18 protein-coding genes and 1 pseudogene are annotated in these 22,122 nt (G+C 58.6%); 14 read left to right on the top strand and 5 right to left on the bottom strand.

The features are described 5' to 3' along the window. Positions 1–6: 6 nt before the first annotated feature. The 3 genes from ACYVB2_RS08635 to ACYVB2_RS08625 form a co-directional block, all read right to left on the bottom strand. The gene (locus ACYVB2_RS08635) at positions 7–2,256 is read right to left on the bottom strand and encodes a GspE/PulE family protein (protein ID WP_460536153.1); all 2,250 of its coding nucleotides are present in this window, start codon (positions 2,254–2,256) and stop codon (positions 7–9) included. A gap of 18 nt (positions 2,257–2,274) precedes the next feature. Next, the gene (locus tag ACYVB2_RS08630; protein WP_460536150.1) at positions 2,275–2,481 is read right to left on the bottom strand and encodes a hypothetical protein; all 207 of its coding nucleotides are present in this window, start codon (positions 2,479–2,481) and stop codon (positions 2,275–2,277) included. An 86-nt stretch (positions 2,482–2,567) separates the two neighbouring features. Next, complete coding sequence (locus ACYVB2_RS08625; protein ID WP_382431915.1) at positions 2,568–4,094, bottom strand: YifB family Mg chelatase-like AAA ATPase; 1,527 nt, start codon at positions 4,092–4,094, stop codon at positions 2,568–2,570. Between the two features lie 217 nt (positions 4,095–4,311). Between ACYVB2_RS08625 and ACYVB2_RS08620 the strand changes: the two genes are divergently transcribed. The 8 genes from ACYVB2_RS08620 (at position 4,312) to ACYVB2_RS08585 (ending at position 12,270) form a co-directional block, all read left to right on the top strand. After that, positions 4,312–5,040 (top strand): TorF family putative porin, encoded by a 729-nt coding sequence (locus tag ACYVB2_RS08620; protein WP_382431917.1) that lies wholly within the window; start codon positions 4,312–4,314, stop codon positions 5,038–5,040. Between the two features lie 52 nt (positions 5,041–5,092). Then, positions 5,093–5,431: a P-II family nitrogen regulator gene (gene glnK / locus ACYVB2_RS08615; RefSeq protein ID WP_382431919.1), complete on the top strand. Its 339-nt coding sequence runs from the start codon at positions 5,093–5,095 to the stop codon at positions 5,429–5,431. A gap of 26 nt (positions 5,432–5,457) precedes the next feature. After that, the gene (locus ACYVB2_RS08610) at positions 5,458–6,906 is read left to right on the top strand and encodes an ammonium transporter (RefSeq protein WP_382431921.1); all 1,449 of its coding nucleotides are present in this window, start codon (positions 5,458–5,460) and stop codon (positions 6,904–6,906) included. A gap of 253 nt (positions 6,907–7,159) precedes the next feature. Next, complete coding sequence (locus ACYVB2_RS08605) at positions 7,160–7,939, top strand: PhzF family phenazine biosynthesis protein (RefSeq protein ID WP_382431923.1); 780 nt, start codon at positions 7,160–7,162, stop codon at positions 7,937–7,939. A gap of 322 nt (positions 7,940–8,261) precedes the next feature. Beyond that, entirely contained in the window at positions 8,262–9,083 is an 822-nt protein-coding gene (locus ACYVB2_RS08600) for a YoaK family protein (protein ID WP_382431925.1), read from the top strand. Positions 9,084–9,160: 77 nt separating this feature from the next. Continuing rightward, positions 9,161–10,024 (top strand): ProQ/FINO family protein, encoded by an 864-nt coding sequence (locus tag ACYVB2_RS08595; protein WP_382431927.1) that lies wholly within the window; start codon positions 9,161–9,163, stop codon positions 10,022–10,024. Positions 10,025–10,231: 207 nt separating this feature from the next. Continuing rightward, positions 10,232–11,647, top strand: a complete 1,416-nt coding sequence (locus tag ACYVB2_RS08590) for a DUF7151 family protein (RefSeq protein ID WP_460536142.1) — start codon at positions 10,232–10,234, stop codon at positions 11,645–11,647. 23 nt (positions 11,648–11,670) lie between these two features. Next, positions 11,671–12,270 (top strand): phage tail protein, encoded by a 600-nt coding sequence (locus ACYVB2_RS08585; protein WP_382431931.1) that lies wholly within the window; start codon positions 11,671–11,673, stop codon positions 12,268–12,270. 214 nt (positions 12,271–12,484) lie between these two features. On the opposite strand, the gene ACYVB2_RS08580 is transcribed toward ACYVB2_RS08585, so the two are convergent. After that, complete coding sequence (locus ACYVB2_RS08580) at positions 12,485–12,643, bottom strand: hypothetical protein (RefSeq protein ID WP_460536139.1); 159 nt, start codon at positions 12,641–12,643, stop codon at positions 12,485–12,487. A 143-nt stretch (positions 12,644–12,786) separates the two neighbouring features. Between ACYVB2_RS08580 and ACYVB2_RS08575 the strand changes: the two genes are divergently transcribed. The 3 genes from ACYVB2_RS08575 (at position 12,787) to ACYVB2_RS08565 (ending at position 17,070) form a co-directional block, all read left to right on the top strand. Then, complete coding sequence (locus ACYVB2_RS08575; protein ID WP_382431933.1) at positions 12,787–14,106, top strand: hypothetical protein; 1,320 nt, start codon at positions 12,787–12,789, stop codon at positions 14,104–14,106. Between the two features lie 137 nt (positions 14,107–14,243). Continuing rightward, the gene (gene queC / locus ACYVB2_RS08570) at positions 14,244–14,957 is read left to right on the top strand and encodes a 7-cyano-7-deazaguanine synthase QueC (RefSeq protein ID WP_382431935.1); all 714 of its coding nucleotides are present in this window, start codon (positions 14,244–14,246) and stop codon (positions 14,955–14,957) included. Positions 14,958–15,198: 241 nt separating this feature from the next. Next, the gene (locus tag ACYVB2_RS08565) at positions 15,199–17,070 is read left to right on the top strand and encodes a phosphoenolpyruvate carboxykinase (GTP) (RefSeq protein ID WP_382431937.1); all 1,872 of its coding nucleotides are present in this window, start codon (positions 15,199–15,201) and stop codon (positions 17,068–17,070) included. Between the two features lie 84 nt (positions 17,071–17,154). On the opposite strand, the gene ACYVB2_RS08560 is transcribed toward ACYVB2_RS08565, so the two are convergent. Continuing rightward, entirely contained in the window at positions 17,155–18,303 is a 1,149-nt protein-coding gene (locus ACYVB2_RS08560) for an RNA-guided endonuclease InsQ/TnpB family protein (RefSeq protein ID WP_460536135.1), read from the bottom strand. Positions 18,304–18,324: 21 nt separating this feature from the next. Between ACYVB2_RS08560 and ACYVB2_RS08555 the strand changes: the two are divergent. From ACYVB2_RS08555 to ACYVB2_RS08545, 3 genes and pseudogenes are all read left to right on the top strand, one after another. Beyond that, positions 18,325–18,423: pseudogene (locus tag ACYVB2_RS08555) on the top strand (IS200/IS605 family transposase); the annotation flags it as partial. A 184-nt stretch (positions 18,424–18,607) separates the two neighbouring features. Beyond that, on the top strand, positions 18,608–21,895 hold the full coding sequence (locus ACYVB2_RS08550) for an Ig-like domain-containing protein (RefSeq protein WP_382431941.1): 3,288 nt from the start codon (positions 18,608–18,610) through the stop codon (positions 21,893–21,895). After that, positions 21,892–22,122 carry a hypothetical protein gene (locus tag ACYVB2_RS08545; RefSeq protein WP_382431943.1) on the top strand — a complete coding sequence of 77 codons (231 nt, stop codon included), beginning with the start codon at positions 21,892–21,894 and terminating at the stop codon, positions 22,120–22,122. Before ACYVB2_RS08550 ends, ACYVB2_RS08545 begins: the two co-directional genes overlap by 4 nt.

Below are 22,122 nucleotides of genomic sequence, written 5' to 3'. Positions count from 1 at the left end.
AGCCTGTCAGCCATTGCAATTGGCCCGCACCTCTTCTAGGCTGGTCAGGCCTGCCAGCACTTTCTCAATCCCATCTTGACGCAGGGTACGAAAGTGGCTGTGCTGCATAGCCGCCTGCTGAATCGCTTCTGGGCGGGCGCGTTGCTGAATGCAGTGGCGCACCTCGGGTACCACCAGCAGCAGCTCGTGCAGCCCCAAACGCCCACTCAGGCCCGTGTGGTGGCAATGGACACAACCAGGGGCATGGGCGCGCAGCAACTGATCGTTATGGCCATACTGGTGCAACCATTGCGCTCGCTGTGCTTCTGGGTCAGGACGCAAGGCCTCGGGAAAGGAGCGCAGATACTCGTGCAGCAGCGTCTGGATGTAATCCTCATCGGCCACCTCGGTGCGTTTGCATTGTGGACACCACTTGCGGGCCAGCCGTTGGGCCAGCACAGCCAGCAACGAGTCGGCAAAATTGAAAGGGTCCATGCCCATATCCAGCAAGCGGATAATGGTCTCGGGGGCGCTGTTGGTATGCAGGGTGCTGAGCACCAAATGGCCAGTGAGCGAAGCCTCCACAGCGACCTGGGCAGTCTCCTGATCGCGAATCTCACCCACCATGATGATGTCGGGGTCGGCACGCAAGAAGGCGCGCAGCGCCTTGGCAAAAGTCCAATCGATTTTAGGATTGACCTGCACCTGGCGCAGATCGGGATTGGTGATTTCTACCGGGTCTTCAGCCGTCCAAATTTTGCGCTCGGGGGTGTTGAGGTGTTGCAACACCGAATGCAACGTCGTGGTCTTGCCAGAGCCTGTGGGGCCAACGCACAGCACCATGCCATAAGGACGCTCTACGGCCTCGGTCAATTGGCGGTGGTTGGCGGGTGACAGCCCCAAAGCAGAGAGGCTTACGGGCTTGGCCGATGACAACAAACGCAGCACCACATCTTCGGCACCGGCCTGGGTAGGAATGGTCGCTACCCGCAACTCCAAATGGTGACCGCTGGAAAACTTGTTGAAATTGATCTTGCCATCTTGGGGCTTGCGCCGCTCCGAGATGTCTAATTCGCACATGATCTTGATGCGGGCCACCAAGGCCGAACGGTAAGTGTGTGGCAACTCCATGTAAGGTGCCAGCACACCATCGCGCCGAAAGCGAATTCGTATCTTGCGCTTGCCGGGGTAGGTTTCGATGTGGATGTCCGAGACGCCCTGCTTTTGTGCATCGATGATCATGGTGTTGATCAGTCGCACCAGTGAGTTATCGGTCTGGGTGATCTGGGGCGCAACGTCTGCGGTGTCTTCCTCTTGGCTGCTGTCCAGCTCCAAAGAGGCACGCAATTCGCTGGCCGACACCGGTACAACCTGTTCTTGGGGCCGCCCCCCAGTCTGGCCCCCAGAAGTGTCTAACCCCGCATGCGCGTAGCTGGGCTGAATCAGTTCTGCCAGTTGAACCGCCCCGGCCAACGCGGCCAACACACGCGACTGGGTCAGGAACTCCAGTGCATCAATGGTGGAACGCAAGGAGGGGTCTTCTGCGGCAACCACCAGCAGTCCCGGACGTTGCAGCAATGGCAAGACATGCAAACGCTGGGCCATCGCAAACGGTACTTTTTTCAGCGCCTCGGCATGGATTTGGAACCGGGCCACATCCACGACCGGGTAGCCCATCTTGCGCACCAGTGCCATCTGCAAGTCTTCGCGCGAAATCTGACCGCTTTGCACCAGCATCTCGCCCAATGGGGCGCCACGCTCGGTTTTTTGCTTCTCCAGCACATCGGCCAACTGTTCTCTGGTCACCAGCCCCAGCGCCGTCAAGGCCTCACCAATGCGAACCACTGGCATACGGGCCTGCTGCTCCAGTGCCACCAAGAGTTGCTCGGGATCGACAATTGCATTGCCCGACAACGAGGAGGACAGGGAGGTTGGCTCCTCCTGTGCTGGGGTTGGTGCTGGCGGTGCAGAAGGTGCAGCAGCTACAGGTTCGGGCGTGGGGCTGGCCGCTTCTGGCACCGGCTCCAACCATTGCACCTTCTGATAGGCCTCGCGGGGGTAAAAAACACATTCCAGCGGCCCATTCCCCTCCAAAGGCTGAAACAAAAACAAGCCCATACCGTTTTCTACATGCCCCACGGTTTGGCCCTGCACCAAATCAGCATGGCGCAGAGTCAACAAGAAGCGACTGGGCCGGTCTATCGCTGGCGTGGCCGTGGTTGCTTGCAGCGTCTTGCTCAACCACAGGCGACGCACCATCGCAAAGCGCAGGGTCATGGTGGTGCGTGCTGGGGGCTACTGCACCAGAAAAAACCGTCCGGCCTCATTGGCCGACACCAGCAACAGGCTGCGCACCTGCCCATTGATCGCCTCCATGTGGCAACTCAACCCTTCGGGGCTGGCTGGGGCATGGACATAGCCGCCACCGGGCGGCAAGGGCCAGTCAATGGCGACCACCTCAGTGGATACGGTTCCTGGTGGGGGAGAAGAGACAGGCGTCATGGTTCAAAAACACATCCAATCAGGCGATGAAAAAGCAGTATGCACAGGGGCGAGCCAAAGCACCACGGCAAAACTACCACGGCACATCAGTGGTGCATCCCGCGCCGGTACTGCATGGCTTCTGCCACATGACCGACTTGGGTATGCTGCGCCCCGGCCAAATCGGCAATGGTGCGGGCCACCCGCAGGGCACGGTGCATGGCCCGTGCCGACCAGCCCAACCGGGCGGCAGCCTGTTGCAGAAATTGGGCCGCCGCAGGCTCTAGCAGCAAATGTGTGTCTATCGCCTGCCCCTGCAATGCTTGGTTGGTACACCCCTGGCGTTGTACCGCCCGACCCCGCGCCTGCACCACGCGCGCCCGCACTGCGGCACTGGATTCGCCCGATGGCGTGCCCAAGAGGTCTTGTGCAGGCAATGTCGGCACTTCCACATGCAGATCAATACGATCGAGCAAAGGGCCACTGAGCTTGCCCTGATAACGGGCCACCTGATCTGGGGTGCAGCGGCAGGCGCGGTGGGCTGCCCCCAGATAACCGCAGGGGCAGGGGTTCATGGCTGCGACCAATTGAAAACGGGCGGGAAACTGCGCCCGCTGGGCTGCACGGGCAATCGTGATTTGTCCGCTCTCCAGCGGTTCGCGCAGCGCCTCTAGGGCCGTGCGCGAGAACTCGGGCAACTCATCCAGAAACAGAACCCCATGATCAGCCAGCGAGATCTCGCCTGGACGCGGTGGCGAGCCTCCGCCCACCAGTGCCACCGCACTGGCTGTGTGGTGTGGGCTGCAGGTGGGGCGCTGCCCCCAGCGTTCCAGCGCAAAGCGCCCCGCCAAACTGGCTACCGCAGCACTTTGCAAGGCTTCATCGACCGACATGGCGGGCAACACCCCCGCCAGACGCTGCGCCAGCATCGATTTGCCCGAGCCTGGCGGCCCCAACAGCAACAAACTGTGCCCCCCGGCAGCCGCAATTTCCAGCGCCCGGCGGGCACCCACCTGTCCTTTGACGTCGGCCAAATCTGCACCCACAGCCTCACCTTGTACAGGCTGGGCACCCATGCGTGCCCACCCCTCGCCCTCAGCAGGGGGCACGCTGCCCTGCGGCAAAAACTGTTGCACCACATCCAGCAAATGGCGCGCACGGTAGACCTGGGCATGGGGCACCAACGCCGCCTCCTCGGCGCTGCCCGGCGGCAATACCAGCCGCGCCTGCACCTGCCCGGTATGCAAAGCCAAACTGGTGGCCAATGCCCCCCGCACAGGCCGCAATTGGCCCGATAGCGACAACTCGCCCGCAAACTCATACCCTGCCAGCCGCGCAGCATCAATTTGGCCACTGGCAGCCAAGATGCCCAAAGCAATGGGCAAATCAAACCGCCCCGAATCTTTGGGCAAGTCTGCCGGGGCCAGATTGACCGTAATGCGCTTGTTGTGCGGAAACTCCAGCCCCGCATTCTGGAGCGCCGAACGCACACGCTCTCGGGCCTCTTTAACCTCCACATCTGCCAGCCCCACCAACGTGAAACTGGGCAGGCCATTGGCCAGATGCACCTCCACCGTCACAGGTGGAGCCTGCAAGCCCAACAGGGCACGACTTTGCACTAGCGCAAGACTCATTTGCTCATTCTCCCCAGACAGGTGCGGTAGGGCCAGATCTTGCCCCCCAACGGCAGCATCGGACTGCACCAAAAAAGTGCATCCATCTTGGCGTTGCCATATTGTCACTGCAACAGTGGCGGCTACTGCCCACCATCGCCCCTTGGAAGTCAGGCAAGTTGGCACGCTCTGTGCTTGGAGAGTACCGAACCATTCAACCATCCCCACTGGAGGAACCATGATTGCAGCATCCCTCAAAACCCTCGGCGTCGCTTTGGCCTGCGCGCTGCCCCTGCTGGCCAGCGCCCAAGTCACCGGCAACCTGAGCCTGACCACCAACTATAAGTTCCGTGGTCAAGATCAGGACGCCAGCCGCAGCAAAGCCGTCAAGCCTGCGCTGCAAGGTGGTTTTGACTATGCCTTTGGTGACACCGGCTGGTATGTCGGCAACTGGAACTCCAGCGTAGACTGGCTCAACGGCAACTCGCTGGAAGTGGACGTGTACGGCGGCTACAAGTTCAAGGCAGGTGATGTCGATATGGACGTAGGGGCGCTGGCCTATTTGTATCCGGGCAACAGCGTGGGCAACACCACCGAACTCTACGGTGCTGCCACTTTTGGCCCCGTCACCGCCAAATACTCGCACACCGTCTCTAAAGACTATTTCGGCTGGGCTGGTGCCAAAGGCTCTGGCAATCGGGGCCGCAACACTGGCTACCTGAACGTGGCCTTTGCCAAAGAAGTGATGCCCAGCGTCACCTTCAAGGCCTCGGTGGGCTTTACTCGCTTCTCCAGCGACATCAAAGATTTGGGCGTTCCCAACTATGTGGACTACAGCGTGGGTGGTGCCTATGACTTGGGCAGTGGCCTGTCGCTGGGTGCTGCTGTAGTGGGTGCCAACAAGAAAGCCTATTTTGGCGATGTCAACAAGGCCCGTCTGCTCGTCACTCTGACCAAGACGCTCTAACCCCATAACCCCCGTGGGCGCCCCGGCGCGCCCTTTTTCTGGAGAAAAACCGATGAAAATGGTGACTGCCATCATCAAGCCCTTCAAGCTCGACGAGGTGCGCGAGGCGCTCTCGGACATCGGCGTGCAAGGCATCACAGTGACCGAGGTCAAGGGCTTTGGCCGGCAAAAGGGCCACACCGAACTGTATCGGGGTGCCGAATACGTGGTCGACTTCCTGCCCAAGGTCAAGCTCGAAGCAGCCATTGCTGACGATCTGGTCGAGCGCACCATCGAGGCCATCGAGACCGCAGCCCGCACCGGCAAGATTGGCGACGGCAAGATTTTTGTCTCGCCCCTAGAGCAGGTGGTTCGTATCCGCACTGGCGAAACCGGCCCGGAAGCCCTCTAGGGCCACCCCCATAGCGAGAGATTGCCATGAAAAAACTACTTGCCTCCGTTTTGCTGGGTTTGGGTGTGCTGGTCAGTGCGCTGCCCGCTTCTGCCCAAACTGCGGCAGCCCCCGAGCCTGCGGCTGTGGTGGCTCCTGCTGCCACTGCCAGCGCCGAGCCAGCCGCTGCCGTAGCAGCTCCAGCAGCAGCCCCGGCTCCCGTGGCTGAAGCAGCTGCGGCCCCTGAGGCTGCAGCAGCCCCGGCCCCCACACTCAACTCTGGTGACACCGCCTGGATGCTCACCTCGACCCTGTTGGTCATTTTGATGATCATCCCAGGCTTGGCCCTGTTCTACGGCGGCTTGGGCCGCTCCAAGAACATGCTGTCGGTGCTAGTGCAAGTGTTTGTCATCTTCTCGATGATTACGGTGCTCTGGGCTGTGTATGGCTACACCTTGGCATTCACTGGCGATGGCCTATTCATTGGTGGATTGGACAAACTGTTCCTCAAGGGCATTGCCCCCGACACGCTCTCGGGCCTGTTGCCTACGATTCCTGAGTATGTGTTTGTAGCCTTCCAATCCACCTTTGCCGCTATCACCGTGGCTTTGATCGTGGGCTCGTTTGCCGAACGCATCAAATTCTCTGCAGTGCTGATTTTTGCAGTGCTGTGGTTCACCTTCAGCTACCTGCCTGTGGCACACATGGTCTGGGGCGGTGGTTTCTTGGCTAAAGATGGCGCGCTCGACTTTGCTGGTGGCACCGTGGTACACATCAACGCCGGTGTGGCCGGTCTGGTGGGCGCCTACATGGTGGGCAAGCGCATTGGCTACGGCAAAGAAGCCCTGACCCCCCATAGCCTGACCTTGACAATGGTGGGTGCCTCTCTGCTGTGGGTGGGTTGGTTTGGCTTTAACGCCGGTTCTGCCGGTGCTGCCAACGGTGCGGCCGGTCTGGCCTTTATCAACACCACCTTGGCCACAGGTGCCGCTACCCTGTCTTGGTTGGCAGTAGAAGCCCTGCACAAGGGCAAGGCTTCGATGCTGGGTGCCGCCTCGGGTGCTGTGGCTGGTCTGGTCTGCATTACACCGGCTGCTGGTTTTGTTGGCCCCATGGGCTCCATCGTGATGGGCCTGATTGTTGGCCCCATCTGCGTCTGGGGTGTGGGTGGTCTCAAGCGTCTGCTGCGTGTAGACGATGCCTTTGACGTCTTTGGCGTGCATGGCTTGGGCGGTATTGTGGGTGCCATTCTGACGGCAGTGTTTGCCTCGCAAAGTCTGGGCGGCACCGGCGGCCTGACCCCCGACACCTTCTCGATGGGCCATCAACTGTGGGTGCAGATTGAAGGCGTGCTGCTGACCATCGTCTGGTCTGGTGTGGTGTCGTTTGTCTCGTACAAGATCGCTGATGTGTTGGTGGGCCTGCGGGTATCGGAAGAAGCCGAACGCGAAGGTTTGGACATCACCTCCCACGGCGAGACGGCTTACACCCGGTAAGCCGCCCCTGCCCGGCTGTGGTGTCTGGTGGTGCCACAGCCGGGGCACTCCTTTTCTTTGCGACCAACTCCTCTGGCCTGTCATGGGCCATTTCACCCGCCCTTCAAGGCGGGTTTTTTTATGGCTGCTAGGCTAAACCGGCCTCAGATGGAAGTATGGTGCGAGCCAGCGTAGTAAGGGCACTGTGCACAAATGCGGCCTTGCACAGTGGCCGGTTACTCGGGCCTGGGGTTTCTTTCCACATCCACCGAATATGAAAATCAAACAATACCAAGTAGATGCGTTTGCAACCAAAGCATTTGAGGGAAACCCGGCGGCTGTGCTCCCACTGGATCACTGGCTGGACGATCATTTGCTCCAAGCCATTGCAGAAGAAAATAATTTATCTGAGACAGCTTTCTTCGTTCCCCATCACAAAGGATTTCATCTGCGTTGGTTTACTCCGGTGCAAGAAGTCAATCTTTGCGGTCATGCCACACTGGCCGCGGCCCATGTAATTTTCAACATTCTGGGCTACGCCCAATCCACCATTACCTTTCAAACACGCAGCGGTGAGCTGTTTGTAAAAAAGCACGGCGATCTTTTGCAGATGGATTTTCCTGCCTATCCGCCAGTTGCCTGCGATATTTCAGAAATTTTGGTTCAGGGTCTTGGCATACGCCCTATCGAAGTAAGGGCTGCCGACGATTATGTGGCTGTCTTTGAGACTGAAGAGGCCATTCGTGCCATCACCCCCAACCACGCTTTGCTGAGTCAACTTGGCTTGCGTGGCATCATCGTTACAGCCCCCGGTTCAGACGTAGATTTCGTCAGTCGTTTCTTCTGCCCCAAATTGGGCATTCCAGAAGATCCTGTTACAGGTTCTGCACATTGTGCGCTTGTACCCTATTGGGCCCACCGACTTGGCAAAAATAAACTGCGAGCAAAACAGATTTCCAAACGCGGTGGCCTCCTGATATGCGAAGCACTGAGCCATCGGGTGCTGTTGTCTGGCAATGCTATCACCTTCATGGAAGCAGAAATTTCTTTCTAAATACCACCATTCCCGCGCAAAGGCAAAATCCAACGAGACCATCGATTTATCTTTCAATCGGGTCTTGCTCATTTCTCAAAATTCAATTTTTTCTTCCAAAACAGGCAGTCCTATAATTTCGCCGATGCCACCAGACCATCACACCCCATACAAGCTGTTGTTTTCTGGGTCAGGGTGGGGGCAAAATCTGGCACCAGCGGCATGAACAGCCCCCTTCTTCTGGGCCGCTCAAACCTTGCTCGGGGTATTTGCTACCCCAGCAAACTGAGCGCCATCTACCCACTGTGCTGCAACACCACAACAGCCAGATTCTGCTCTCGCCATGCGCCGCTTTCGCCACCTGACAGGTCAACACCGCACCGACATCAGCAACCGCCGCTTGGGCCTGTTATTGGCGTTCAATGCGGGCGCCATCAACGCGGGGGGCTTTTTGGTGTTGCGGCTCTACACCTCGCACATGACAGGGTTCGTCTCCATGTTGGCCGACAACCTAGTGCTTGGCAATATGGTGCTGGTGCTCAGTGCGTTGGGAGCACTGTTGTCCTTTGTTGGCGGTGCTGCCCTGACCGCCATTCTGGTCAACTGGTCGCTGCGCCATCGTCTGCACAGCGCCTATGCGCTACCTCTGCTGATAGAGGCACTGCTCATGCTGGTGTTCGGTTTGGTAGGCAGCATCACGCTAGACTGGCACACCCCGTTTGCGGTGCCGGTCACGGTGTTGCTACTGTCATTCATCATGGGGGTACAGAATGCTACGGTGACCAAGATGTCCTCCTCACAAATTCGAACCACCCACATGACAGGGATCATTACGGATTTGGGCATCGAGTTGGGCAAAATGCTCTACTGGAACCGCAGTGCCCGCCGCCCCGAACAACAGGTGCGGGCCAACCGCCAGCGTCTGCGCTTGTTTGTCGGGCTGTTAGGGATGTTTTTAGTCGGTGGCATTGTGGGGGCATGGGGCTTCAAGAATTTGGGCTTTGTCTCGGTAGTGCCATTGGCTCTGATCTTGCTCACGCTGGCAATACCACCGTTGTGGATAGACCGTGCCTGTCTGTTACAGCCCTCGCGCCGCCTACAAGCAGACACATCCGCTGCCACCACCCATACAGTAGCCTCGGCACCCCCGCCCCCCACGGCCTGATGGCCCTCCCCCCGCCCGATGTTGGCCCGAGGCTGGCATCATTCGACACTTTGACTTTGATCTGACCGATTTCTTCCATGACCGATTCCGTGCCCGCAGCCTCTACCTCGTCCTCTCCTGTGGCTCCCGCTCCTGCCGCAGAGGTGGCAGCCGCCACCGCCCAGCCTGTGGAGGCTGCCGCTGGCAACGCCCAGGCTGCTGCGCCCCGACGCCCTCGCACCCGCCGGGGCAAACGTGGCACCACAGACCGCAACCCCACAGCCACCACGGCACCGGCGGCCACACCATCTGGCGCTACCGAATCGACCCGCCGCGCGCCACGCCCAGTCCCCCCAACCTTGCAAAAACTGGCAGAGCTCTATCCACAGCTTTTTGGTGCAGTGTTTCGCCCCCTGAAGCGGGGCATCTTTCAAGATATGGTGGCAGCCCACCCCGACCTGTTTGAACGCGAAGCCCTCAAGCAAGCTTTGGGGCTGCACACGCGCTCCACCCGCTACCTGCAAAGCGTGGCCACAGGCCAGCCACGCCACGATCTACAAGGTCAGCCCGTGGAAGCTATGGCACCCGAACACATCCACTATGCACTGCTTGAGGTGTACCGCCGCCGCCAAGGGCAAAACCACCCAGAACTGACAGCCAAACTGTGTGCGCGCATCGTCGCCAATATCGAAACCAGCGGCCTGTCACGAGAAGACTACGCCGAGCGCGTACGCACCCGCGACGACGCGGCCAATGCCCTGCTAGACCAAGCATTGAACGATCTATCTGCCAAGATGGCCCGCGAAGAAGCCCTGCTGCGTACCTTTGAAGCCAGCGGCCAAAAAACCGTACAAGCCTTTGCCGACATGTATGGCATGGACATCAACACCGTGGTGCGCTCCCTGCACAGCGCCCGCAGCCGAGCGGCCAAAACAGCAGCATCCGACACCGCAGCCGAGTAAAACCAAAGGCACCAAGCAGCCAACATCTTGGTGCAATTCTTTTGTGTACATCGCCCCTAGGGGACTGATACGCTTTTCAGATAACGCAACGGCTGGTTCATTAGCAGGACGGCCTGTGCGTATCACTTTTGAGGAAAGCGCATGTTCCCCCTGTATTCATCTGAGCGTTGGCGCATTTGGCTAGCGTGTACCACTACTGCATTTGCATTGGGTACAGTTCCCATAGCATCAGCAGGCATTCCAGCCACCATCGCCTACCAAGGCCACCTGACACAAACGGGCGGCTCACCACTGACGGGCACCACCACACTCCAAATCAGTTTGTACACCACCGCCAGTGGAGGCACTGCCTTGTGGAGTGAGACACATACCAACACCAATGTCAGCAATGGCGTATTTGCTGTGCCATTGGGCAGTATCACCCCACTGACTTTGCCATTTGACACCCCCTATTACTTGGGCGTAACAGTGAATGGTGGCACCGAACTGCTCCCACGCCAGCCACTGACCAGTGCACCCTATGCTCTGAATGCACTCAGTGCCAATACCGTCATGGATGGTGCTATCACCGCCAGTAAATTGGGTGAAAACTGTGCAGCCGGTGAAACGCTCCTGCGCAACGTCTCGGGTTGGGCTTGTGGTCTTGTACCTGGGACTCCTGGTGCCACTGGCCCCGCAGGCCCGGCTGGCCCTGCAGGAGCACAGGGTGCTGTTGGCGCTACTGGCCCCGCTGGCCCTGCGGGAGCCCAAGGGGCCACTGGCCCCGCAGGTAGCTCAGGTGCCGCAGGTGCCAATGCTTTGGTGCAGCTCACCACAGAACCTGTGGGCATCCACTGTGCTGTGGGGGGAACCAAGGTAGAAGCAGGCAGTGATGCAGATGGCAACAACACACTGGATGTCGATGAAGTCACTGTGACACGCTATGTGTGTAACGGAGCACAAGGCCCCGTGGGCACCGCAGGGCCGGCCGGAGCCATCGGCCCGCAAGGCCCAACAGGTGCCACCGGAGCCGCCGGGCCTGCAGGGGCCGCCGGCTCTGTAGGCCCAGCCGGGCCGCAAGGCCCCATAGGCGCCACGGGCCTTGCAGGTCCAATAGGGCCTGCTGGCAATGCAGGAAGCAATGCCTTACTCAAAATAAGCACGGAAGTGGCAGGAGCCAACTGTGCAACAGGAGGGGTAAAGGTCGATGCTGGCAACGATAGCAACGCCAACGCGACGTTGGACGCCGCAGAAGTTGTCACTACGCGTTATGTATGCAACGGAGTGCAAGGCATACAAGGGGTTCAAGGAGCTACGGGCCCCATGGGGCCCGCAGGCCCGGCAGGCAGTGGTGGTGGTACGACAGGGCTAACCACCGTGGTGCATGGCTGTTTTGATGGCAGCCTCACCTCGGTCAATGGCACAGGCTACACCGTCAGTCGCAACGGTTCCAACTACACCATCGGCTTTACCAACGCTTTTAACAGCACCAACTACAGCCTGCTGGTTGATGCACGCACCAGCACGGGCCGCTCTAGAGCCATTACCAGTACCGGCAAAACGACCAATGGCACTACCTGGAGTGCCGGTTGGCTCGACACCATCGAAACCCAAGGCTCCATGTGCTTTGTAGCGGCGCTCTAAGAACAAGACCCACGACCTTCATCATGAAAAACTCCACTTTGCAGAAAATTCGCCAAGCCACTGCTTGTAGCGCACTCTTATTCGCCGTGGGCCTAGGGGCACCTGCGTATGCTCAAGAGCAATTCCTTGGTGAGATCCGGATGTTTACGGGCAACTTTGCCCCCCGTGGTTGGGCCTTGGCTCAAGGGCAAATCATGTCCATTGCACAGAACCCGGCGCTTTTCAGCATCCTAGGCACCACCTACGGGGGCAACGGGCAAACCACTTTTGCGCTGCCCAACCTGCAGGGAAGGGTGCCCATAGGCGTAGGAGGCTCGTTAAATGCCAACCTTGGCAGCACGGGCGGTCAGACATACGTCACGCTCAACAGCACACAACTGCCCGCACACAACCATTCACTGAATGTGAGCAGCAATGCGGCCACGACCAGCCAAAGTGGCACCGACAAGGTATTGGCTGTTGCCCAGAACGCTGGCATCTACAGCACCGAAGGTGCAAGCACCACGTTAAACCCCACCAGCATTGGCATAGCAGGCAACAGTGCCCCCGTCTCCACCATGCCTCCTTACCTGACGATCAACTACATCATTGCGTTAGAAGGTATTTACCCCACCCGGGAATAAAGAGGGTTGTTGCAGACCATGTCCACTCCTACCTCTCTCACAAATTCCAGCCGGTACGCTAGTCTTCGCCCCTCATGGGGTGCCGCTTTAGTCACATTGGTGGCGGCCCAATCTCTTGCCGCCCAGACGCTGCACATTCAAGCAACGGCAGGCCAAGCGGTCACAGGGTTCTCCAGCAATACACAGTATGCATTGGTCACTGGTCTCTACAGTCCTATTGCACCAGCACCAGCACCAGCACCAGCACCAGCACCAGCACCAGCACCAGCACCAGCACCAGCACCAGCACCAGCACCAGCACCAGCACCAGCACCAGCACCAGCACCAGCACCAGCACCAGCTCCAGCTCCAGCTCCAGCACCAGCTCCAGCACCAGCTCCAGTCACGATTGGAGGTGGGCAAAGCGGCCAAATTGTCAGTGGTCAAACTGCCACGCTGAATGGTGCGGGAGTAGTACAGGTTGCCGGGGGCAGCCGTGTTCTGATTCCTAGTGGCAACACGGCCCAAGGCGCCACCTTGGAACTACCAGCGGGCATCTTAAGTGCGTCCCCTGTAGAAGTGGTGATTGGCAATGTGGCTCTGCAATTGCAAACCCAGCAGGCGACCACGCTCAGAGTCACTATTTTGTTCATCAATGGACTACCTACACCGGTATTGCAAATAACGAGTGGTCAACTCACCTTGACAACCACGGCCGGGATAGGGCAACCACTACTGGCATTGCCAGGTGGAGGGGTGCTGAACGCCCATGCAGCCCAGGTGCAGATCCAAATCAGCCGCCACACAGATACCTTGCACTTTGCACCCACTCAGGGAAGCGTGTCCACAGGAGCGCAAGGTGGTGGGGCCTCTGCCCGCCACGCAGCCAGAACGCTGGCAGCCACCATGTCGGCGGCACCCAGTGCATCTGATGTGACTGTGGTGATGACCGGTGAATGGGCCAGCTTGGATGATCAGGGCCACTGGCTAGGACATTGGCTAGGGTCTCTCAATCACGATGGCGGACAACCCGGAGATGCTTTAGTGCTGGCTCCAGTTGCTCCCCTCACCGTCAATGCATTTGTGCCCCGTCTCAATGGCTTGTCAGCACGACTGGATCCCACTTTGGCGCTGTACCAGCATGTAGAACGCGCATTGACCGATGCTATCGGCACCACGGTGACCAGCACAGCCCAAAACCCATGGGGCAATCTGCATCTGACCACTCCGCAAGGCAGCATCCATGCGTTGCCTGTGGGGCCCATCCGTATCGACGCTACACGTCCTTATGGCGTGACGGCACATGCCTCGGGTGGTTTGGAAGTAGCAATCAATGGCGTGGTGATCACCTTGGTTCCTGCTATCGCCGACTTGCCACAATTGGCAGCACAGGTGGCGCAGTGGGGAACACAGGCACACCTGACTTTGCATAGCAGCGGCAGCCTGATGGCATCCATCGGCACGACTACCTGGGTGTTGCGCCCAGACTGGCTGCAATCGACCAACACCGCTGCCACTCCTGCCAGTTTTATGCTGGATGCCTCGGGCCGTCTGTTGTATACCGATGCGCAACGGCGGGTGCAAACGCTGCATCCAGCTTTTGTCGATGGTGTGCAATTGCATGCCATCCTTCAGCAGGCGTTGCCACAGGTTGAACTGCAAACACAAACAGACGGTTCGGTGCGTATTCAGCACGGCACTGGGGCGCTGGTACTTTCACCAGATATTGCACTCACGCCTATGAGTGATGAAATGCTGACCAGTACACAACAAGGCAAAACCTGGTGGCTAGGAACTGACCACCGGCTGTACTTCTTGATGGATGGCATGGTGCAAGGGACAGTGCTCCAACCTTGAGGTAAGCGGTGTAGCACCTCAGAGCAGCACTGCCAGGTAAATCGCTAAAATTGCCCATTTTTTCATCAATCCGGCCCCGCTATCTGCGGGGCTTTTCTTTGGGGTGTGCAGCTGGCAACCCCACGCAAGGAATGTCGATGCGCGAAGGAAATGCACTGGTCTTGTTCTCTGGCGGTCAAGACTCCACCACTTGCCTGGCATGGGCACTGGAACAATTTGCCCATGTCGAAACCATCGGGTTTGATTACGGCCAGCGCCACCAAGTGGAGCTGCAAGCGCGCCAAGACGTGTTGCAGGCGTTGCGAGCCCAGTTTCCACACTGGGCCCATCGGTTAGGCGAGGATCACATGATCGATCTGGCTGTGCTGGGCCAGATCAGCGATACCGCCCTGACACGCGACACCGAAATCGCCATGACCGCCGCAGGGCTGCCCAATACTTTTGTGCCAGGACGCAACCTGCTATTTTTCCAGTTGGCAGCTGCCGTGGGCTACAGGCGCAGTCTGCACACACTGGTGGGTGGCATGTGCGAAACCGATTTTTCAGGTTATCCCGACTGTCGGGATGACACCATCAAGGCTTTACAGGTAGCCGTGTCATTGGGCATGGGGCGGCGCTTTACCTTTGAGACGCCGCTGATGTGGCTGGACAAAGCCCACACCTGGGCGCTGGCACAGACACTGGGCGGCACAGCACTGATCGACATCCTGATCGAGCAATCACACACCTGCTACCACGGCAACCGCGATGTGCGCCACCCTTGGGGCTATGGCTGCGGTCAATGCCCTGCCTGTGTGCTGCGCCAACGCGGTTTCACCGATTGGCAGCAGAACACAGAAACACGCGCATAACGTTATGCTTTTTTTGCATAAATATCCCAGATAACGCACAGACAAAAACCGGGTAGCTTCATAAAATCGTCATCCCAGCCGCCGGGGTGGTTCCAATCCGGGTCTGCCTTGTGTGGCGGTAGGTGCCTTCCAAGCCGTTTTTTCAAAGGCAGCACAGCGTCCGCTCTCTGTGCCGTGGCTGCCGTGCCCATGCGGGTTTGTTTCCTTTGAAAAACCGATTTTCAATTGAAGGAAACCTCCGATGAATGCACCCGCCATGCAGGGCTTGAATATCAACGCCCCCACTTACGTCAAAAACGCCCGCCTGTTGGCTTGGGTGGCCGATATGGTTGCTCTGTGCAAGCCCAACAATATCGTCTGGTGCGATGGCTCACAGGAAGAATACGACCGCCTGTGCCAGCAACTCGTCGATGCAGGCACCTTCAAGAAGCTCAACCCCGCCAAGCGCCCCGGCAGCTTCTTGGCATGCTCCGACCCATCCGATGTCGCCCGCGTCGAAGACCGCACCTACATCTGCTCGGAGAAAAAAGAAGACGCTGGCCCCACCAACAACTGGATGGCCCCTGCCGACATGCGCGCCACCCTGCAACCGCTGTTTGACGGCTGCATGAAAGGTCGCACCATGTATGTGGTGCCCTTTAGCATGGGCCCGCTGGGCAGCCACATCGCCCACATCGGCGTTGAACTGACCGACAGTGCCTACGTGGCTGTCAACCAAAAGCTCATGACCCGCATGGGCAAGGCCGTGTATGACGTGCTGGGCGTCGATGGCGAGTTTGTGCCTTGCATGCACACCGTGGGCGCGCCCTTGGCCGAAGGCCAAAAAGACGAAACCTCTTGGCCCTGCAACCCCAAGGTCAAGTACATCGTTCACTACCCCGAAACACGCGAAATCTGGTCTTATGGTTCTGGCTACGGCGGCAACGCACTGCTGGGCAAAAAATGCTTGGCCTTGCGCATTGCCTCCACCATGGGCCGCGACCAAGGCTGGTTGGCCGAGCACATGCTGATTTTGGGCGTCACCAACCCCCAAGGTAAAAAGTACCATGTCGCGGCAGCCTTCCCCAGCGCCTGCGGCAAGACCAACTTCTCCATGCTGGTGCCCCCAGCAGGCTTTGACGGCTGGAACGTCACCACCATTGGCGACGACATCGCCTGGATCAAGCCCCATGCCGATGGCAAGATGTACGCCATCAACCCCGAAGCCGGCTACTTTGGCGTGGCCCCCGGCACCAACACCCTCACAAACCCCAACTGCATGGCCAGCTTGGACAAGAACGTCATCTTCACCAACGTGGCTCTGACCGACGATGGCGATGTGTGGTGGGAAGGTATGGAAAAAGATGCTGGCAAGATGCCCGAGCACCTGATCGACTGGCAAGGCAAAGACTGGACTCCCGCCATCGCCAAAGAAACCGGCGCCAAAGCAGCCCACCCCAACGCCCGCTTCACGGTAGCAGCAACCAACAATCCAGCACTGGACAGCGCCTGGGATGATCCGGCTGGCGTGCCCATTGACGCCTTTATCTTTGGTGGCCGCCGCTCCACCACTGTGCCGCTGGTAACCGAAGCACGCACTTGGATGGAGGGCGTGTACATGGCAGCCACCATGGGTTCGGAAACCACCGCTGCCGCCTTCGGTGCCCAAGGCGTGGTGCGCCGCGACCCGTTTGCCATGTTGCCCTTCTGTGGCTACAACATGAGCGACTACTTCCAGCACTGGCTGGACATGGAACACAAGCTCGAAGAGCAAGGCCACACCCTGCCCAAGATCTTCTGCGTCAACTGGTTCCGCAAGGACGAAGCGGGCAAGTTTGTCTGGCCCGGTTATGGCGAGAACATGCGCGTACTCAAGTGGATGCTGGACCGTATCGAAGGCCAAGCCCAAGGCGAAGAAACCATGTTTGGCGTAGCGCCCCAGTATGCCGAAATCAACTGGACTGGTCTGGAGTTCAGTGCAGAACAGTTCAACACCGTGACCAGCATCGACAAAGCTGCTTGGGCCGAAGAGTTCAAGTCGCACGATGCCCACTTTGAGCTGCTGTCCTACCACATGCCTAAGGAACTGATCGAGACCAAGGCTGCATTGGAGCAGCGCCTGGCCGCTCTCTGATCCAGAGGGAGGCATGACTACCGGCACACCATGCCGGTAGTGCCGTGGCAACCATGCGTTAGCGGGATTGACATCCTCTCCGGGCTAAACCCCGGAGATTCCTACTGCTAGACGGCGATGCCCCGCCGCGAGAATGTTGCGTGCTGCATTCACGTCGCGGTCGTGTACCGCTGCGCAGTCGCTGCACGTCCATTCCCTTATTCGCAAACCCGCCCTACCTTTCGGACTGCTGGCGGGTATGCTCCCGCAGCACGAGCAAGTTTGGGTTGAATACGCTTCGTTCACTTCCATAAAGACGATACCGGCCTGATGGCTCTTGTATTCCAACATCGTCTTGAGCGTGGTCCAGCCCGCATCCAGTGTGGACTTGGCCATCTTGGTTTTAACCAGCTTTGCGCTGGCTACGTCGCCCACGAAGATGGCGGCGTTTTCTCGCACCATCGTGGTGCTGAATTTGTGCAGCGCATCTTGGCGCTGATGGGCAATTTTTGCGTGGATGGCTTTGACCCGGTGCTTTTTATGCGCCCGTTGTGCTTTAGCCAGTTCCAATTCATGTTGGCGATACCAGCGGCCATGCTCTTTTTTTTCGTTTGACGCCGTGGCACAGTCTTTCAAGCCCAAGTCGATACCCACACTGGCCGTTGCCGTTGCCGTTGCCGTTGCCGTTGCCGTTGCCGTTGCCGTTGCCGTTGCCGTTGCCGTTGCCGTTGCCGTTGCCGTTGCCGTTGTAGGATTAGCTTGTGCCTTGACTACGATATTGAGATGCCAACGCCCCCGGTTGTCCTGACTAAAACTGCCAGAACGTAGCTCATAGTCTGCCAAGCCGTAACTATCCCAAAGGCTCAATTTCTGTCCGGCAAAGGCGACTTGCCCTGCCTTGTACTGCAAGGCCCGCGCTTTGAAAGGAATCCAGCCCAAGCTGTATTTGCTGCTCTGGGGATTGGAGACACGCCAGCGCAGCTGGGCTTTTTTGAACTGCCTGCGGGCCTTGGCGTAGTCTTCACACACTTGCTGCACGGTGGGCGAGCCGATGTGTACCCCATCGCACTTGCTGAAACCGTTGGTCAGCTTTTGCAGGTCGTAGCCCGAAAGCCACTGGTGGCGCTCACGGATGGCGCGGTGGCTGGTTTCATTGCAGAAGTTCCAGACCTGATTGACCTCACGCGCCATCGCAGACAGCACTTTGGCATGCTTGTCTTTGATGCGCAGACGCAGGGTTTTGGTGCAATCCATGCTGTGCATTATGCTTAAACGCAGGGGGGTCTATGGTCGCCCTCCTACTTTGCCTCAAGTTGCGCAGGTGCGCCGATTGGTATTTTTAAACAATCCATCCAAGAGCAGCAAACGCCCCATGAGGACGCCTACGGCGTCCGCGCTCTCGACCGCGGGCTGAACCCCGAGGCTTCCCGCGCACTGGTGAACCTCCCGCTATTTTTTTGGGCTGGGCTACAGGTTCAAATCTACGCCCGCATTGTCTGTGCGGCGATAGAATCGTTTCACACACCCGCCAAATTGGGGCAGATACGGAGCGATTCTCATGGCTACTCCCTACTGGACATTCGATCAGGTCTATGCCCAACTGAATTCGGGCCACCAGTGGACGGGCGGTGTCATCACCTATGCTTTTCCCTCCAGCCCCAGCGGCGCTTACTCTCAGGGAGAAGAAGCCTTGTTCCGGATGGCCAGTGCTGATCAACAAGCGTTGATGGCACAAGCCCTGCAAACCTGGGACGATTTGATTGCCCCCAATTTTCGGCAGACCACCGCCACCGGCTCCAACATCGAATTTGCCTATACGCGCTCCAACATCGGTTATGCGCACGCCTACTACCCCACAACGGGCAGCATTTGGTTCAATGGTGCCGAGCCTACACTGACTGCACCGGACATCAGCAGCTACGGTTTTCTGACGCTGATCCACGAAATCGGCCATGCACTCGGGCTCAACCACATGGGGGATTACAACGGCGAGGGCGCCTTCACACCCTCCTCGTTTCAAGACTCCACCGTTTTGTCGGTCATGTCTTACTTTGGGCCTTATGGCTCCTCGTCGCAGCGGTCTAATGAGGTGGCACAAGCGGACTGGCAGGCCTCGGATGGTGAGTACTACTCGCCCCAAACGCCGATGCTCAACGATGTGTCCGTCATCCAACGCATCTATGGCGCATCCACCACCACGCGCACCGATGACACCATCTATGGTTTTGCGAGCAACATCACGGGCACATCTGCCAATGTGTACGATTTCAGCCTCAACCGGCACCCCATTCTTACTATTTTTGACTCCGCCGGTCATGACACGCTCAACCTGAGCGGCTTTGCAAGCGCCTCCAACTTGTCGCTGGTAGACGGAGTCTACTCGTCGTGCAACGACATGAGCAACAACTTGGCGATTGCGGCCAACTGCGTGATTGAAAACGCCATCACGGGCAGTGGTCATGATCGCATCACCGGCAATGCCGTAGCCAACCGCATCGATGCCGGGGCTGGCGACGATGTGATCAATGGTGGTGAAGGTGATGATGTGCTGATTGGCGGCGCAGGCAATGACACCATCGATGGTGGGGGCGGCAGTGACATCGCCATACTGACAGGCGCATTGGCCAACTACACCTTTGATTACGATGCAGTGCGCAATCTCTACACCATTGCAGGTGCGGCCACAGACATCAACATTTTCTCGAATGTAGAGTATTTTCAGTTCAGTGATGTGCTGCGCCCAGCCAACGAGTTGTTTGAGCACGAAGACAACACTGCCCCAACGTTGCTGAGCCGAACCCCCGCCGACAACGCCACCGCCGTGGCAGCCGGTGCCAACTTGGTTTTGACTTTCTCTGAGGCTGTACAGGCTGGCAGCGGCGATCTGGTGATCCACAACGCCAACGGCAGCGTGGCGCAGATCATTGCCATCACAGACACCACGCAGGTCTCGGTCTCGGGCCACACCGTCACCATCAACCCAGCGGCAGACTTGGCCGCTGGTGCCACCTACTATGTGCAAATGGCATCTGGGGTGCTAAAAGACTTGGCGGGCAATGCGTTTACGGGCCTGACGGGCAGCACCGCTTGGAACTTCAGCACCGCGGTGTCGGCACTCAACGACGACTACAGCAACTCCACCAACACCACCGGGGTGGTCACACTCAATGGGGCAGCCACCGAAGGCAATATCAACTTCCAAGACGATGCGGATTTGTTCAAGGTCTACCTCACGGCCGGTACCAGTTACACATTTACGCTGACACGCACTGCGGGCGGGCTGACAGACCCCTATTTGCAACTCTACAGCACCGATGTGGAGCTGATCACCTACGACGACGACAGTGCAGGTGATGGCAATGCCTCCATTACCCATACCGCCAGCACCACCGGCCTGTACTACTTGGCCGTTTGGGACTACGACACAGGCACCGGCACTTACCGGCTCAGTGCTGCGACCTCGCAAGACGATTACCCGTGGTCTACGGCAACTACGGGTGAAGTGGTGGTCAATGGGGCTAACAGTTCCGGCCATATCAACACAGTGGGTGATGCAGATCTGTTCAAAGTGGATCTCACTGCTGGCACCACCTACACCTTTGCCCTGTCGCGCTCGGGCAGCGCCGGTTTGGCCGATCCTTACCTGCTGCTGTATGGGCCTGATCTGACCAAGCTCAGTTTTGACGACGAGAGCGGCGGTAACGGCAATGCCCAAATCACGTTCTCGGCCAGCACCAGCGGCACCTACTACCTGGGGGCCATGGACTACGACACAGGCACCGGCACCTACCAACTCAGTGCCATGACGGCACAGGACGATTACCCGTGGTCTACCGCCACTACGGGTGAGGTGGTGGTCAATGGGAGTGCCATCTCCGGCACCATCGGTACCGCCGACGATGCAGACCTGTTCAAAGTGGCGCTCACCGCCGGTACCACCTACACCTTTGCCCTGTCGCGCTCAGGCAGCACCGGCCTGAACGATCCTTACCTGCTGCTGTATGGGCCTGACCTGACCAAACTCGGTTTTGACGACGAGAGCGGCGGCAACGGCAATGCCCAAATCACGTTCACCGCCTCTACCAGCGGCACCTATTACCTCGGCGTGACCGACTACGCCACAGGCAACGGCTCTTATACATTGCGTGCCACCACAGGTGGACAGGGCGTGCTGCAAGGCACTGCACTGGCGGATGTGCTGATTGACGAGGGAGGCAGCTCACAAATCTACGGCTTGGGGGGCAACGATTGGATAGAAGGTGGTGCTGGCAATGACCTGATTGATGGTGGTGATGGCATCGATTGGGCCTGGTATGCAGGCACACGCAGTGAATACAGCTTGGCCGGCAGTGCCAACCGCTGGACACTGGCAGACTACTTAGAGCTCGATGGCATAGACACCTTGGTGTCAGTGGAGCGGCTCAACTTTGCCGATATCAATTTGGCTTTGGATATGGATGTCAGCCAATCTGGCGGCAAAACCGCCCTGATAGTGGGAGCAGCACTGGGGGTGGAATGGCTGGACAACCGCCCCCTGCTTGGGGCGCTGCTGGACTACTTTGATACGGGGCGCAGCTTGGCCGATGCAGCATCGGTGCTGGTAGATGCAGGAATCATGCGCGATTTTGCCGGCGGTGCCTCCAATGGGGCCTTGGCCCAGCTGCTTTACCGCAATGTGATGGGCAACCCCACAGACACGACCACTGTGAGCCAATGGACAGGGCTGATGGACAGTGGCGCATACACCCAAGCTGAGTTTTTAGCCACCGTAGCGTCACTACCGGCCAATCAGAGCCATGTGAACCTGGTTGGATTGGCGGCCAACGGGCTAGAATTTATCGCATGAGCAGCGCAGAATCGCCACTTTCCGCAACCCCTGAAACGTTGACAGCGATTGTCAATGTTCTAGGAGCGGTCGTGTTTGCCGCAGTGCGCCAGTTACCAGCGGATAGACAAGCCGCCTTTGCAGCGGACTTGGAGTTGATGGCCGCCAATGCCCAAGCCCAAGGCGAGGAACAAACCAGCCTGTTACTGGCCGATATGTGCCGGGCAGCCTTGGCCGCTGCCGGTTAG

The sequence above is a fragment of the Giesbergeria giesbergeri genome (assembly GCF_054779375.1).
Note: the sequence above shows the minus strand (reverse complement) of the source record. Positions and strands in the feature narration are given on the sequence as shown.